The sequence below is a fragment of the Flavicella sp. IMCC45668 genome (genome assembly GCF_057219105.1).
Window position 1 is genome coordinate 3,015,115 of record NZ_CM170114.1, and the last position, 17,265, is coordinate 3,032,379.

At 37.0% G+C, this 17,265-nt stretch carries 4 protein-coding genes; 3 read left to right on the top strand and 1 reads right to left on the bottom strand.

Translation table 11 applies throughout. The features are described from left to right. Window positions 1-122: 122 nt before the first annotated feature. Genes AC2DZ0_RS12230 through AC2DZ0_RS12240 form a run of 3 tightly spaced genes read left to right on the top strand, consistent with a single transcriptional unit; the run spans window position 123 to window position 16,876 of the window. Window positions 123-14,162, top strand: a complete 14,040-nt coding sequence (locus AC2DZ0_RS12230; protein WP_484642071.1) for a PKD domain-containing protein — start codon at window positions 123-125, stop codon at window positions 14,160-14,162. Window positions 14,163-14,168: 6 nt separating this feature from the next. Further along, a complete protein-coding gene (locus AC2DZ0_RS12235; protein ID WP_484490339.1) occupies window positions 14,169-15,074 on the top strand; it encodes a PorP/SprF family type IX secretion system membrane protein in 906 nt (301 codons plus the stop codon). 11 nt (window positions 15,075-15,085) lie between these two features. Continuing rightward, complete coding sequence (locus AC2DZ0_RS12240; RefSeq protein ID WP_484642073.1) at window positions 15,086-16,876, top strand: OmpA family protein; 1,791 nt, start codon at window positions 15,086-15,088, stop codon at window positions 16,874-16,876. 56 nt (window positions 16,877-16,932) lie between these two features. On the opposite strand, the gene AC2DZ0_RS12245 is transcribed toward AC2DZ0_RS12240, so the two are convergent. Then, window positions 16,933-17,199 (bottom strand): hypothetical protein, encoded by a 267-nt coding sequence (locus tag AC2DZ0_RS12245; RefSeq protein ID WP_484642074.1) that lies wholly within the window; start codon window positions 17,197-17,199, stop codon window positions 16,933-16,935. Window positions 17,200-17,265 lie beyond the last annotated feature (66 nt).

The window sequence follows — 17,265 nt, forward strand, 5'->3', positions numbered from 1 at the left end:
TTTAACAAATGTTACCAAATAGTTGTGATTCCTAGTAAAATGGAGGTAAAATTGTTAATAACTTGTTAATTTTTATTGAAACCCCTATCTTCGTTTTAAAATTGATCAACTAAAAGAGTTTTATGGAAGGAGTTTCCGAACACCATTTCAAAAATGTCAAGGGACTGACGTTTTTGTTTTTCTTTATATTTTTTATATCAACTAGTTTTTATTCAGGTGTTTATGGGCAGAATTGTACTGTGAATGCGGGTATCGATAAAACAATTTGTGAAACAGAAACTCTTACCTTAGAGGGAGTTCTTGGGGGAGCTATTGACTCCTCTTTATGGGTTCAAACAGGGGGTCCTTCCGTGATTATTGAAAACCCTACGAATGAGGTTACGGATGTAATCGGAACTTTAGGAGGGAATGTCTATACTTTTATGCTTACTGCAGTTTGTGGAGATACGGTTGATGCGAATCCACAATCTGTTACGATTACAGTAAATGCAATTCAAGATGCGGTTGCTGGTACAGACGTGGAAGGTTGTCCAGGAACCTATACTTTAAATGCTACACCAACAGATCCTAATATTGTTGATGTGTCTGGGAAATGGACAATTGAAGGTGCCAATAATGCTGGGATCACTTTGACAGATGCTTCTTCAGCAACGTCACAAATAACCTTGTCCAATACTTCTATTGGTACTACTGTATTAAGGTGGACAGTTGAAAATACCACTACTCTTTGTAGTACATTTGACGATATTCAAGTAACAAACTTTGGTGGTGAGCCTATTGCTATTGCTGGAAATGATAAAACTTTATCTCAGTGTTACACAACGAGCACTGGAACTAATTTAGATGGATCGATAGGAGGAGATGGTACGGGATCTCAAATTGGTGTATGGTCCTTTGTTTCTGGACCTAATGTCCCAAATATAGCTGATGAAAATGATGCAAAAACTCATGTTTCTGGTTTGATAGAAGGAACTTATGTTTTTCGTTGGAGTGTAATAGGTCCTTGTGCGACAGGTAAAGATGAAGTTACAATCATAGTTCCTGCAGCTACACAAGACATAACGGATGCAAAAGTTTTGAATGGAAATCAGCGTTTTTGTGATCCAAATATTACAAGTGCTGTTTTGAGAGGTGAGCAACCTTCCTACGCAGGGGAAACTGTGCAGTGGACACAAGTAGGAGGACCTACCTTACCTGCCGGCTCAATTGTTAGTCCAAATAGCCCAACTACCGAAGTGATTAATTTAGATGGTTCGCTAAGAAAAACATATACATTTGAATACAAAATAATGGGTGGCCCTGTAAACCCTAATTGTAGTTCGGAAGCGGAAGGTAAAATACATTTTAATGCACCTGATGTTTCTATTGAGGTAAATGGTGGTAGTGATATGGTACTTTCCATGGATCAAACTAGAGCGGTAGTCCCTTTTACGCAATCAGGAGGAAATAGGACACGATACGAAATTATTGCAGCTCCAGATCCGTCTGGTTTGGTATCGTTAAAAGGTGCTGGGAGTTCTCCTTTAACGCTTGATTTACTGGCAGGAGAAGGAGTATATACCTTAAGATTGGTTAGAGATTCTTCAGGGGAAGTTTTAACGGATTGTAATGTTGCTTCAGATCAAATTAATATCGTTGTTTCGTTAACACCGACCGATGGAAATGCTGGTTCTGATTCGGTATTGAACTGTGGACAGACCTCAACAACATTGGCAGGGAATCCGATAACAGTTGGGACGGCAACTTGGTCGCAGGTTAGTGGACCAAATACAGCTGTTTTTTCAGATGTTAATATCCCTAATCCAGAAGTAACGGGGTTGATCCCTGGAGAATACGTATTTAGGTATTTAGTTACCGGAGGGCCAAACTCTCAAGATTCTTTTTCTGATACCAATGTAACCTATGCAATTCCACCAGTAGCAAATGCAGGTGTTGATGAATCCATTTGTGCTGGGACACATGTTCTTCAAGGGAATGCTTTAGAGTCTGGGCAAACAGGAAAATGGACAGTCACTCCTAGTGCAGGCGTAACTATAATTGATGATACAATTCCTGAGGCTATTGTTACCGGTTTGGCAAAGAATGAAACGTATACTTTCACTTGGACAATTTCTACATTGAAGTGTGGTGACGATTCTGATGATGTAGTACTTACAACCGATGTGTTAAACTCTCCTTCTGTCGCGGATGCTGGAGTAGACCAATGTTTGTCATCTGGAAGTACATCAGGTGTTCTAACAGCAATTGAAACGGAGACACCTTTTAGTGGAACAGGGGTGTGGACTTTTGTTTCTGGACCGACTACGCCTGTCATTACTTCTACGGGGGATTTTACGGCGAATGTAACAGGAATGACACAAGATGGCGATTATGAATTTAAATGGACGGTAAGTACATTGATTTGTTCAGCTGAAACTTCAGATACTTCAATAATTACGGTTGCACCTGATGCTAGTTTAAATATCGATGCTGGCCCTGATCAAACAATATGCGGTGATCAGGTGGTAATGGCGGCAAATACTCCAGCAACTGGTCTTACAGGGAAATGGGAACAAACCTCTGGAAATGCTGGCTGGACAGTAGATGATATTACAAGTCCAACAGCAATATTTACCAATTTTGTAGATGGTAACTATGCTTTTAATTGGGTGGTGTCTAAAGGAACTTGTGAAACTGCGGATGATGAAATGAAATTCTCCATTAGTACAGGGCCTACAGTAGCAACTGCTGGTCCAATTGCTGATATTTGTAATGGAACTTCAACTACCTTAACAGGGAATGTGATTACAGAGGGAGTTGGTACATGGTCAGTAGTATCCGGTCCAAATAACCCAAATATTGCAGATATAAACGATCCAGTTTCTGCAGTTTCAAATTTAATATCAGGAGCATATACTTTTAAATGGACAAGTAGTAATGGTATTAATTGTCCGAATTCTGAAGCAACTACAAGTTTTACGGTTGCAAAAGAGGTGAATTTAGATGGAAAGGATCAAGATTTATGTGCCGCAACAACAGTATTGCTGGAGGCGAATCCTGGTGCTCAAGGAGTATGGACACAAACTGCTCCAATAAATACACCGGTAATTTCCTTAAATACTACTTCGGACCAAACTGCGATTGCTGAGTTAGACCCAAATATAACAGATACTTATGTGTTTACTTTTACAGCCAATGCTTCTGGAGTAAGCTGTACAAGTTCTGATGAATTAGAAATAAAAAACACCAAGCTACCAGATGCTCCAAATGCAGGTCCTGATCAAAGTATTTGTACGGATATGGGAACAACGGTTACCATGGCAGCAACTGGAGAACCTGGAGAGTGGATCTTGGTAAGTGGACCGAATACACCAACTATTTCAAGTACTACAGATAAGGATGCAGTGATCTCTAATTTAATTGAAGGTTTGTATATTTATGAATGGAACGTGGGTAGTACACCATGTTTAGAATTGAAAGATGTTGTGCGTATCAATGTATATGATCCTCCTTTAGGAGCTGATGCTGGGCCGGATCAAACGGGTGGTACCGCAGCTTGTCAAGTATTACCTCAATTAGATGCCGAAAATCCGACTAATGGTATTGGTACTTGGACACTGACAACGGATCCTTCTTTGGGAACTGGTATCATTATCGATAGTCCAAATGACCCAAAATCTACCTTAACAATTAATGATCCCTTTAATTTACCGATTGGGAATTATGTATTTACCTGGACTGTTTCAAACGGAAATCCTGTTTGTACAGATATTTCGGATCAAGTGACTCTTGAGTTTACTGCACCGCCTGCAACGGATGCAAATGCAGGTTCTGATCAAGAATTATGTGATGTAAATGCGACAACTTTATTCGGAAATTCTATTAGTTTTGGTACTGGACAATGGACTCAAGATTCAGGTCCGAATACAGCAGTAATAGCCAATCAATTTAGTTCTGAAACAGGGGTTTCTGGATTGATAGCTGGAACGTATGTGTTCAGATGGACAATAACAAGTGGAGGTTGTAGTACTACAGACACTGTAGAAATTATTATTTATGATGATACGGTTGTTGGAGTATTAGATGCAGGTCCTGATCAAATTGTTCCTCAATTTGATAATATATTTATGGATGCCAATGATGTGTCTCCAGCAGTAGGAGAGTGGCAATTTAAAAGTGGTCCTTCAACACCTATTATCATTGATGTAAATGACCCGAAAACTCAAATTACAGGAGTGGTTCCTGGGGTATATGAGTTTAATTGGACTGTACGATTGGGTATTTGTCCTCAAAAAGAAGATGCTGTTTTAATAACAGTTGTGGGGGTTACGGATGTTGCAGTGGATAAAACTGTTGATATTCCTAGTCCAGTAGTGGGATCTACAGTTTCTTATGCTATTACTTTAACGAATAAAGGGATTAATACTGCAACCGGAATAGAAATAAAAGATTTACTCCCATCAGGAGTGAGTTTGGTTCCAGGTTCTGTCGATAACGGAGGGGTGTTTAACTCTGGTGGTAATTCTATTTTATGGAGCAACCTGTTGTTAGACCCAGGAAAGACCTTAGTATTGAATTATAAAGGTATTGTAAACAATCCTAATGGATCTGTAGATGAATATAAAAATACCGCCAGTCTTGAGAGTCTTAATGAAATTGATGCAGATCCAAGTAATAATATAGATTCTGTTACAATTACTCCTTCTGTAATAGCGGATGTTGTTTTGTCGAAAGAGGTTTCAAATGCAAATCCTAATGAAGGGGATATTATATTCTATACTATTAAAATAACAAATAATTCTATCAGTGAGATTACCAATGTAGTGGTAACAGATAATTTACCTACTGGTTTGACTTATATAAATGGAATAGGAACCGTTTCTGTATGGACTCCACCAACATGGGATATTGGAACGATGTTACCAGGAGCAACGGAAGAATTGATTTTAGAAGTACAAGTTGATGCAGGAACTTCAGGTCAAACACTTACAAATACGATTAGTAATACGCAAGATCAGGTGGATCAAAATATTACTTTGGATGACGATTCTGCAACGATCATTGTATCTAGTTCAGATTTAGTAACCAAAAAGAACGTAAATAAAACTTTGGTAGTTGAAGGAGAAACTATCTGGTATACTGTAAACGTTGAGAACAAAGGACCCGATTTGGCGACAAATGTATCATTGGTTGATGTTCTTCCTGCTGGTGTAACTTATTTGAGTGATAATTCAGGTGGTTTTTATAATGCTGGTAATGGACTCTGGACAATAGGTGATATAGAAAATGGAAAGTCTGCAGAGTTAAAAATATTTGTAAAAGTTGATGCAGGAACACAAGGTCAGAAAATAACCAATTTTACCACCGCTGCAACAGGTGATCAAGCGGATCCATCTACTGATGGAGATGATTTAGAAGCTGAAATAATTGTAGATAGTGAAACAGATGTTGTTATTACCAAAACGGTTGATAATGCAACGCCAAATGAAGGGGATATTATTACATATACAATTAGAGCGGAAAATAAAGGGCTTGTAAAAGTGACAAATATTGTAGTAACGGATTTCTTACCAAACGGATTGACGCATATTTCAGGGAACCCTTCAGAGGGGACATGGATTACTCCAGAATGGTCTATGGCAGAAATTGTTCCGGGTGGAACAGAAGAGTTAACGTTACAAGTTCAAGTTGGAGCAAGTACTGCTGGACAATCGTTAACAAACACAGTTACAAATGTTCAAGATCAATTCGATTCTAACGTTACTCCTGATGATATGGAGGAAACCGTAGTGGTAACTTCATCCGATCTAGTTACAGTAAAAACCGTAGACAATAATGCTCCAAGTGAAGGAGATGTTGTTACTTTTTCTATCAAAGTTACCAATAATGGAGGGAGTGACGCCACTGGAGTAGGTTTAGTAGACAATTTGCCATCTGGAGTTACTTACATTTCAGATGATTCTAGTGGAGCGTATAATAGTGGTTCTGGTATTTGGAATCTTGGGAATTTGACAAATGGTACTTCAAGTACTTTAAATATTAAGGCTTCGGTAAATGTTGGTACTGCAGGTTCGGTAGTAACAAATACTACAACAGCGGCTATTGGAGATCAAACAGATCCAACAAATGTTGGAGATATTCTTTCTGCGGATATCCATGTTGATAACGCAACGGATATTGTATTGTCTAAAGTTGTAAATAATTCAAATCCAAATGAAGGAGATGCAATTATTTATAACATAGAGGTTACAAATAATGGAATTATAGATGCAACAAACTTGGTGATTACAGATGTGTTAGATCCGGGACTTGTTTATGTGTCCGGAGTTGCTTCTGAGGGGGTTTGGAATTTTCCAACTTGGACATTAAATACTTTAGGTGCCGGTGTGACAGAGACACTATTGGTACAAGTAATTGTTGCTTCAGGTACATCAGGACAAACATTGACGAATACTATAAGTAACACACAAGATCAATTGGATAATAATGCAACTTTAGATGATGATTCTGAATCAATTTTGGTGACTGCAGCGGATCTTGTAACTGTGAAAACAGTAAATACTGCAACACCACAGGAAGGTGATGTTGTGACCTATTCTTTAGTAGTCACCAACAATGGACCAAGTGATGCAACCAATGTTACTGTTGTTGATAAGTTACCAAATGGATTGACATATATTAGTGATGATAGAGGTGCGTTTTATGATCCATCTACAGGGGTATGGTTTATCGGAGATTTAGCAAATGGAGCTACTACAACTTTAAATATTAGTGCTACTGTAGATTCAGGAACAGCCGGAAGTTCAATTGAAAATATTGCTATCGCTGCTATTGCAGACCAAACAGATACAAGTAATGTAGGCGATCAATTAAAAGCAGTTATCTATGTTGATAATGAGACGGATTTAGTATTGTCTAAAGTAGTAGATAATGCAAATCCAAATGGTGGTGATAAAATTAATTACACAATTGTAGTTGAGAACAAAGGTCCAATTGAAGCAACCAATGTTGTTATTACTGATTTATTACCTACTGGTTTAACTATGATTTCAAGTACACCAAGTTCAGGTGTTTATAACAACCCAGATTGGAGGATAAGTACTTTATCTGTAGGAGAGCAGGAGACCTTAAATCTAGAGGTTTTGGTTAGTGATACTGCAGATGGACAAGTGTTGACTAACACTATCAGTAATTCTCAAGATCAGTTTGATAACAATAATACCATAGATGATTTAGATGAGACTATTGTGGTTGCCTCAGCAGATTTGGTAACACAAAAGACTGTTGATAATGCCACACCAGAAGTTGGAGATGAGGTAAATTATACCATAACAATTAGGAATATAGGACCAGATGCAGCAACGAATGTGAGTTTGATTGATCATTTGCCTTTAGGAGTTACTTATGTAAGTGATGATGCGGCTGGAGCTTATGATGCTAATACGGGTATTTGGACTGTTTCTTCAATTGGCAATGGTGCTATTGAAACATTAAACATTAAAGCTACCGTTAATGCGGGCACGGGTGGAACAACTATAACGAATACTACCACTGCTGCAGTAGGTGATCAAACAAGCTCTTCAACTATTGGGGATAGACTGAATGCTGTGATTTATGTAAATAATGAAGCAGATATTGCTGTGAGCAAAGTGGTTAATAATGCGAATCCGAATGAAGGGGATCTAGTTGTATTTACAATTGAAGTTCAAAATAATGGACCAATTGAAGTTACTGGCTTAAAGTTGACAGATATTATTCCTAGAGGACTTACATTGATATCGGGAGTTCCAAATGAAGGGGTTTGGAATAGTCCGATTTGGAATATTGGAACTTTAGCAAATGGAGCCTCTGCAACAATGCTTTTAACCGCCAAAGTAAACCAAGGTACGGCAGGTAGTGTTATTACAAATTTTGTGAAAAATACTCAAAATCAATTGGACACAAATGCGACTCCAGATGATTTAGAAGAGTCTATCGTTATTGCTTCTTCAGATTTAGTTACTACTAAAATGGTGGATAACCCATCACCAGGAGAAGGAGATACTGTTACCTATACGATCAATGTTGCGAACAACGGTCCTTTCGATGCTACGAATGTGAATTTAGTAGATCTTTTACCAAACGGAGTGTCGTATGTAGCAGATGATTCAGGAGGGGATTATAATTCTGGTTCAGGTATATGGAATATTGGTGCTTTAGGGAATGGAATGTCGGTGGACTTAAATATCCAAGCAACGGTAGATCCTGGTACGGCAGGAAGTACCATCATTAATTTTACAACTGCGGCTTCTGCAGATCAAGCTGATTTATCAACAACAGGAGATGTACTTGAAGCTTCTATTTTTGTGGATAATGAAACAGATATAGCACTTACAAAAGTTGTGAATAACAGTACTCCGAATGAAGGAGAAACGATAAGATATAGTATTACCATTTCTAACAACGGGCTCATTACTGCAACGAATGTATCTGTTACCGATATTTTGCCAGCTGGATTGACTTATCTTTCTGGAATTCCTTCAACAGGAATTTGGAATTCTCCTATATGGACAGTTAATTCTTTGCCTGCTGGAGCTTCGGAAGTATTAATTATCGATGCCAAAGTAGATCAAGGTACAGCTGGACAAAATTTAACAAATACAATTAGCAATACACAGGATCAATTGGATACAAACGTTACACCAGATGATTTGGACGAAACCATAATCATTGGAGCATCGGATTTGGTAACTGTTAAAACTGTAGACAACGCAGCTCCAGATGAAGGAGATACGATTACCTACAATTTGACGGTAACTAATAATGGGTTGAGTGATGCTACAGGTGTAAGTTTGGTAGATCATCTACCTTTTGGGGTGACTTATGTTAGTGATGATGGAGGAGGATCTTATTCAGATGCAACCAGTGTTTGGTTTATAGGTGATATTCCTTTTGGAAGTTCTGCAAGTTTGAATATAGTTGCGACAGTTAATGCTGGTACGGCAGGAACTTCTATTGAAAATAATACTACTGCTGCTAAAGGAGATCAAGCAGACCCTACAAACGTGGGGGATGTATTATCTGCAACAATTTTTATTGAGAATAAAACAGATATTGCGCTGAGTAAGGTTGTTAATAATTCTACTCCAAATGAGGGGGATACAATAATTTATACGATTAAAGTTTCTAATAATGGTACTATTAAAGCAACGAATTTAGTAGTGGAAGATATTTTACCTGTAGGAGTAACTTATATTACAGGAACACCAACCTCTGGTATTTGGAACAACCCTTCTTGGAATTTAAATTCATTAGATCCAGGAGAAACAGAAACACTTTTCTTATCTGTTAAAGTTGATGCCGGGACTGCTGGTCAAAGTATTTTAAATACGATTAGTAATACTCAGGACCAGTTAGATACCAATGCAACGCTAGATGATTTAGAAGAAGAGATTATTGTTGCTTATTCTGACTTGGTAACTGTTAAAACTGTGGATAATCCTACACCAGATGTTGGTGATACCGTTACTTACACGATAAGTGTTTCAAACAATGGTCCATCAAATGCAACGAATGTTTCAATTGTTGATCATTTACCAAATGGGGTAACTTTTGTCAGTGACGATAGTAACGGAACCTTTGATGCAGTATCTGGGATTTGGAATATCGGTAACATAATAAATGGAGAGGTTAAGGTATTAAATATTCAAACTACTGTAGATGTTGGTACTGCTGGTAAAACGATCACGAATAGCACAACAAAAGCACTTGCAGATCAAGCAGATCCTATAACTACAGGCGACTCTTTGGAGGTTTCTATTTTTATTGAGAATGAAACAGATATTTTATTGACTAAAATTGCCAATAATTTAACACCAAATGAAGGAGATACCGTCATTTATACAATTGAAGTTGAAAATAAGGGACTTATTGATGCTACTAATCTTGTTATTAGGGACATCCTTCCTTCTGGATTGACTTATGTTTCTGCAGTTCCTACATCAGGAAACTGGAATGCTTCCTTTTGGACTATAAATAAATTGATAGCCGGTGGTTCCGAAAGATTATTTATAACGGTAACAGTTGATCCAGGAACAGCGGGTCAGATTTTGACAAACTCTGTAAGCAATACTCAAGATCAATTAGATAATAATGCAAGTTTAGATGATTTAGAAGAAACGATTGTTGTAACCGCTGCTGATTTGATCACAGTGAAATCTGTTGATAATACAACTCCAGCAGAAGGAGAAACGATCACATATTCTATTTCGGTAACGAATAACGGAACTAGTGATGCAACAGGGGTTAGTCTTATAGATGTATTACCAAATACGGTTACTTATTCAGGAGATAATAGTAGTGGTCAATATAATAATGCAACTGGAGTATGGGATATTGGAGCATTAGCAAATGGTGATACGACCACATTATTGATACAGGCTATAGTTCAAACAGGAACTGCAGGAACGACCATTATTAATACGACTTCTGCAGCCAAAGCGGATCAGGCAGACCCATCTTCTAATGGAGATATCTTAGAGGCCGCAGTTTATGTTGACAATGAAACTGACATTGTATTAAGTAAATCTGTCAATAACAGTACGCCAAATGAAGGTGAAGATGTCGTGTATACTATTATCGTTGAAAATAAAGGCTCGATCACAGCTACAAATGTTGAGATAACGGATGTTTTACCGACAGGTTTAAATTATGTTTCGGGTACTCCAACGGCGGGAAGCTGGAATTCTCCAACATGGACCTTAACTGCATTAGCACCAGGTGCGATAGAGTATTTATCTCTAAAAGCAAATGTTGGGCAAGGAACTGCAGGTCAATCATTGACAAATACAATTTCTAATACCCAAGATCAATTAGATATTAATGCAAGTCCAGATGATTTAGATGAAACAGTGATTGTAGCTTCTGCGGATCTTGTTACCGTTAAATCGGTTGATAACCCTTCACCAGATGAAGGAGAGGTTATTACCTATACCATAAATGTTACCAATAATGGTTTAAGTGATGCAACTGGGGTAAGTTTGATAGATCATTTACCTCAAGGAGTTGTTTATCATTCTGATGATAGCGGAGGTAGCTTTAACTTTGGATCTGGAATATGGAACATAGGTTCCATTGCAAATGGAGCGTCCGTTAGTTTGAATATTGAAGCGGTAGTTTCAATAGGATCTGCCGGTACAACTATTATCAATACCACAACGGCGGCTATAGGAGACCAAACGGATGTTACCACGGTTGGCGATCAATTGCAAGCGGTTATTCATGTGGATAATGAGACTGACATAGTTTTAGAGAAAAATGTAGATAACGTTTCTCCGGACGAAGGTGATACCATTTTGTACAGTGTGAAAGTATCAAATAACGGAACAGTACGTGCTACAAATATGGTTGTTACAGATATGTTGCCTACCGGTTTAATCTATGTTGCAGGTACAGCTTCTGCAGGTAATTGGAATTATCCTAATTGGTCAATTAACGAATTGGATGCAGGAGCTACAGAAACCTTAATACTGCAGGTTAATGTTGGATCTGGTACTGCTGGCCAAACGATCACAAACACGGTCAGCAACACACAAGATCAGTTTGATACCAATGCAACACCAGATCAGCCATCTGTTTCCGTAACTGTTTCTTCAACAGATTTGGTTACTGTAAAAACTGTGGATAATTCTACTCCTGATGAGGGGGATACAGTGAATTATACTATTGCTGTAACGAATAATGGAGTGAGCGATGCTACTGGTGTTATGCTGGTAGATAATCTTCCGAATGGGGTTACTTACTCAAGTGATACTGGAGGAGGAGATTATAATGCTGGGTCAGGTGTTTGGATGATAGGGGATGTGTTAAATGGAGAGACAAAGACTCTTAGTATAGCAGCTACAGTTGATGTTGGTACTGCTGGTTCTACTATTTTAAATAAAACAACTGCTGCGAATGGTGATCAGGCGGATCCTACGAGTACTGGTGATATTTTAGAGTCTGCGATTTACGTTGATAATGAAACCGATATTGTACTTTCAAAGGTTGTTAATAATGCTACACCAAATGAGGGAGAGCATGTTATTTATACGATCAGGGTTACTAACAATGGTACTATTGATGCAACTAATTTAGTAATTGAAGATGTATTGCCTGCAGGTCTTTCTTACGTGTCTGGAATTCCAACTGAAGGAATATGGACAGCTCCAAATTGGTTTGTAGGAAATTTAGCAGCCGGAGATACCTATACTTTATTGCTTAGAGTATTGGTTGAGCCAGGTGCATCAGGAAATAGTTTTACAAATACAATTTCAAATACTCAAGATCAGTTAGATAATAACAATACTCCTGATGATTTGGAAGAAACTATTGTTGTTACAGCATCCGATTTAAGAGTTTCTAAAACGGTAGATAATGCAAGCCCAGTAGAATTAAGTACTATTAACTACACAATTTCTGTTACAAATGATGGACCTAATGATGCGACAGGAGTTAGTATAACGGACGTTATTCCTGCGGATTTAAGATACCTATCGGATGATAGTTCTGGGATGTATAATAGCGGTTCTGGTTTATGGTCAATAGGAACCCTAGCAAATGGTGAAACAAAAACGTTGGTTATTTCCGCTATCGTGAGAATAAATACTGTTGGGAATGTTATTGTTAACACAACAAGTAATTTGACAGCAGATCAGAATGATCTAAATGCTTCAAATAATATTGGTAGTGTAACGGTAGTTCCAGTGAGGGATGTGGATCTAAAACTAACAAAATCTTTTAGTAATGGTACGGACGTAGCGTCTGTTGGAAATCAAAAAACTTTTGAAATTCATGTAACAAATGAAGGGAAGTCGATTGCAACGGGTGTTCAAGTGACGGATATTTTACCTTCTGGGTATAAATTTATCAGGTATAACTCTACAACGGGTGTTTACGATTATAATTCAGGAATTTGGGATGTTGGACAAGTATTACCAGGTGCTACTGTTATTTTGACGATGGATGTTTTAATTTTGGGTACAGGTGATCATGAAAACTGTGCTGAAATAACAGCTATGAATGAAACGGATTTAGATTCTACTCCTGGGAATGGAGATCCATCTGAAGACGATTATTCTTGTGTAGATATATCTTATATCACTTCATTGAACTTAGGAGTGGAAAAAACAGTGTTAAATAATAATCTGACACCTTTTGTTGGAGATGAGGTTACATTTAAAATTCAGATAAACAATTATGGTCAATTAGATGCTCTAACAGTTCAGTTAATGGATGTTTTACCTTCAGGATTTACGTACTTGGCATACAAGTCTTCTACAGGTGTGTATGATGCTGGTACAGGGGTTTGGACGATCAATACATTGTCTAAAGGTAGTAGCGAAATCTTAACAGTAGCTGCAACAGTAAACGCAGTAGGTGATTATGAAAACTGCGCTACGATTATTGGGTCGTCTAATATTGACACTAATCCGGCAGATGATGTGAGTTGTATCACCGTTACTCCAGTTTCTTTGGTAGATCTAGAATTGGTAAAACAGGTAAGTGATAACAAACCGACAGCAGGAGATGAAATTGAGTTTTTAGTCCGATTGATTAATAAAGGACCAAGCATTGCAACAGGTGTTACTGTAGAGGATGTATTACCAACTGGTTATGAATATATATCGTCAAGTGCATCTCTAGGAACTTACGATGCATCTGCGGGTATTTGGAATGTAGGTACACTTCAAGTTTCAGTAGAAGAAGATTTGACAATTATGGTTAAAGTTAAATCTACCGGAACATGGGATAATACAGCTCAGGTAGAAACTTGTAACGAACAAGATGTTGACTCAACACCAGGAAATGACAATCCTGATGAAGACGATCAGGATACTGTGGAAGTTGATGTAGATATTGATTTCTTTATCCCAGAAGAGTTTACTCCAAATGGAGATGGGTTAAACGATACTTTTGAAATTACCAATTTGTCTGTATTATATCCAAACTTTAAGATAGTAATTGTTAATCGTTGGGGTAACAAAGTATTTGCTTATGAGCATTCTGGAGATCCAAATGCTGAGGCTAAGTGTTGGAATGGTTATTCTGATGGTGGAGTAAACTTAGGCTCTGGAGATGTACCAGATGGAACATATTTCTACACGATTGAATTTAATAATAATGATAGAGCACCACAAACAGGATGGGTGTATTTAAGAAGATAATCATATATGGGAAAGTTTAGAATTTTAATCATAAGTGTTCTGCTATTAAGTGCTCTAGATTCTATAGCGCAGCAAGATCCTCATTATACCCAGTATATGTATAATATGACTGTGGTGAATCCTGCATATGCTGGATCTAGAGGTATTCCGGTACTTACTTTATTAGGGCGTACACAGTGGGTAGGTGTAAAAGGCGGAGCTAGAACTGCCACCTTATCATTAGATGCGCCAGTTGGAAGGGCAGTAGGACTAGGTTTTTCAGTGATTCATGATGAGATCGGGCCTGTGAAAGAAAATAATGTATATGGTGATTTTTCTTTTACTGTGTTTACAGGAGAAGAAGGAAGGTTGGCTTTTGGTATAAAAGCGGGTGCAACATTTTTAGATATTGGTTTATTATCAACCGTAACTCCTGGCGATCCTTTGAATGTTCCTGTAAATCAAATTTCACCAAATTTTGGGGCAGGAATTTATTATTACACAGATAAGTTTTATGCCGGTTTGTCTGCACCAAATTTTTTAGAAACGAAACATTTAGGAGACGATAGTGGAGTGGCTAGTGTTGCTTCTGAAAAAATGCCAATATTTTTAACTTCAGGATATGTATTTGATGTAACGGATGAGTTTAAGTTAAAACCATCTACTATGATTAAAGGAACGTCTGGTGCACCAATCTCTGTTGATCTGTCAATAAACGCGATGGTTCAATCTGTGTTAGAGTTAGGATTGTCATATAGAATAGATGATTCTATTTCTGCCATGATAGGAATTCAGGCTTCTGAAAAATTGAGATTAGGGTATGCTTATGATTACTCAACAAGTAGTTTTGGTGTCTATAATTCGGGATCACATGAATTGATATTGACTTATAGCTTTAGCCGACGTAACATGAAAAGTCCTAGATTCTTTTAATACTGATATTTATGTTTAAAAAAAATATATTCTTTTTATTGATCATCTTGGTTTCTGTTACTTCTTTTGGACAGGAACAGGAATGTGTGGTGAAAAATATTAATATCAATTCCAAAAATCAGGATTTTGGTATGATTCATTTTTCAGATTCTTTAGTGTTGTTTTCTTCCTCGAGAAGAGACAGGTCGATTAAGCAAAGAAAATGGAGTGGAAACCATCAGCCTTATCTTGAGTTGTATAAAGCAAAATTAACAAAAGATGGAACGTTTGATTCTGTTGCTAGATTTTCGGAAAAGGTAAATACCAAATATCATGATGCTGATTTGGTATTTACAAAGGATGAAAATACAATTTATTTTTCTCGAAGTAATTACTACAAAAAGAAATATGTTACGGATACTTTAGGAAGAAATTTAATCGAACTGTATCGTGCTGAAAAGGATTCGGTAGGAGAGTGGGAGATTTTTGAAATGCCATTTAACAATAGAAATTATCAAACGGGACACCCATCCCTTAGTGATGATGAGACAAAATTATATTTTGTTTCTGATATGCCAGGAGGTTATGGGAAAACAGATTTATATGTTGTAGATATAAACCCTGATGGAAGTTATGGCATTCCGAAAAATTTAGGACCAAATGTGAATACCGAAGGAAAAGAAATGTTTCCTTATGTGTGGAAAAATGAATTGTATTTTTCAAGCGATGGTTATCAAATTGGACAAGGAGGTTTAGATGTTTTTATGGTTGATCTTGTTGATCATCTGCCAACAAAATCAGTTGTTAATCTTGCCAGACCCTTGAATAGTTATAGTGATGATTTTGGCATTGCTTTTAATAAAACCAAGAACAAAGGTTATTTTTCTTCTAATAGACCAGGTGGTAAAGGGGATGATGATATATATACTTTTAAATTTGCTTGCAGTCAGATTATTAAAGGTATTGCACATGAATTTGAAACCGAAGTTGATACTATTACAACGGTTAGGTTATTCACAAAAGATAATAAACAGCTAGATGAAACGATTGTTTATAGTAAGGGAGATGAGGCTTCTTTGGATAGTACTCTTGTAGTAGGGAAGGAAAAAGATAGTATTTATAAATCTCAAATATCTAGTGTTGTTTTAGATAGTGCAAGAGTGTTTTTGTTGGACGAGAATAATTTTAAATTAGATAGTGTAGTAACGAATGCGAAAGGTGAATTTCAGTTTGCCGTGGATTGCAGCACAAATTATAGGTTAGTAGCAGAAAAAGATCAGTATGAAGGTACAGAGTTATCTGTGAAGACAACAGAAAATAATTTAGATACGATAACAGCTGATTTATTTTTAACGCCTTCCGATATAATTTTGACTAGGGGTGAGATGATGCTGAGAGTTGATCCTATTTATTATGATTTTGATAAAACAAATATACGAGCAGAGTCTTTTAATGCTGCGAAACGCGTAGTGTTATTGATGCGTAAGTACCCTCATATAAAAGTACATATTAAAGCGCATACTGATAGTAGAGGACGTGCAGAATATAATTTAAGTTTGTCTGAGAGAAGAGCAGCTGTTTTAAGAGTTGGTATTATTCAAAGTGGAATTGATGCAAGTAGAATTAGTTCTAAAGGGTATGGAGAAACTCAGCCAATCAATGCCTGTTCTGATGGAGTAAAATGTACCGAGGAAGAACATCAACAAAATAGACGAATCGAATTTGTAATTACAAATCCGGATGAGCATGAAAAGCAAACCGTTGAAGAAATGATGCTAGAAGATTCTAAGAATTTAGATATTGAAGTAAGCAAAGAGAAATAACAAGTTATTTAGTATAAATAAAAAACTCCTAGAGAAATCTAGGAGTTTTTTTGTGATTAAATATCTACACGTTCAAAATAACTTTCTAAAAAGTCGTCAACCTTTTCTTTTAAGATATTGATAGAGATATCTTCATCCCTAAAGATGGTTAAATTTTCTTTAACTCGATTTCTACTCATACTTTCTTGAACTTCTACAATCCGTACTCCTTTTATTTTTTCTAATAAGGTTTTAAGTTGCGCGTCAAGAGAAATATCACTTAAATATATTTTTATAGTTTGTTCTTTGGGAGAATTTCTGATTTCTGATCTATATGGTAACATAAGCAAATAAATTTAAGAGGTTCATACTATTTGTTACAATTCTGCAACTGTTCTAAGTTAAGATTT

Coding starts and splice junctions, on each gene's coding strand:
- AC2DZ0_RS12230 (WP_484642071.1), top strand. CDS start 123: ATGGAAGGAGTTTCCGAACACCATTTCAAAAATGTCAAGGGACTGACG.
- AC2DZ0_RS12235 (WP_484490339.1), top strand. CDS start 14,169: ATGGGAAAGTTTAGAATTTTAATCATAAGTGTTCTGCTATTAAGTGCT.
- AC2DZ0_RS12240 (WP_484642073.1), top strand. CDS start 15,086: ATGTTTAAAAAAAATATATTCTTTTTATTGATCATCTTGGTTTCTGTT.
- AC2DZ0_RS12245 (WP_484642074.1), bottom strand. CDS start 17,199: ATGTTACCATATAGATCAGAAATCAGAAATTCTCCCAAAGAACAAACT.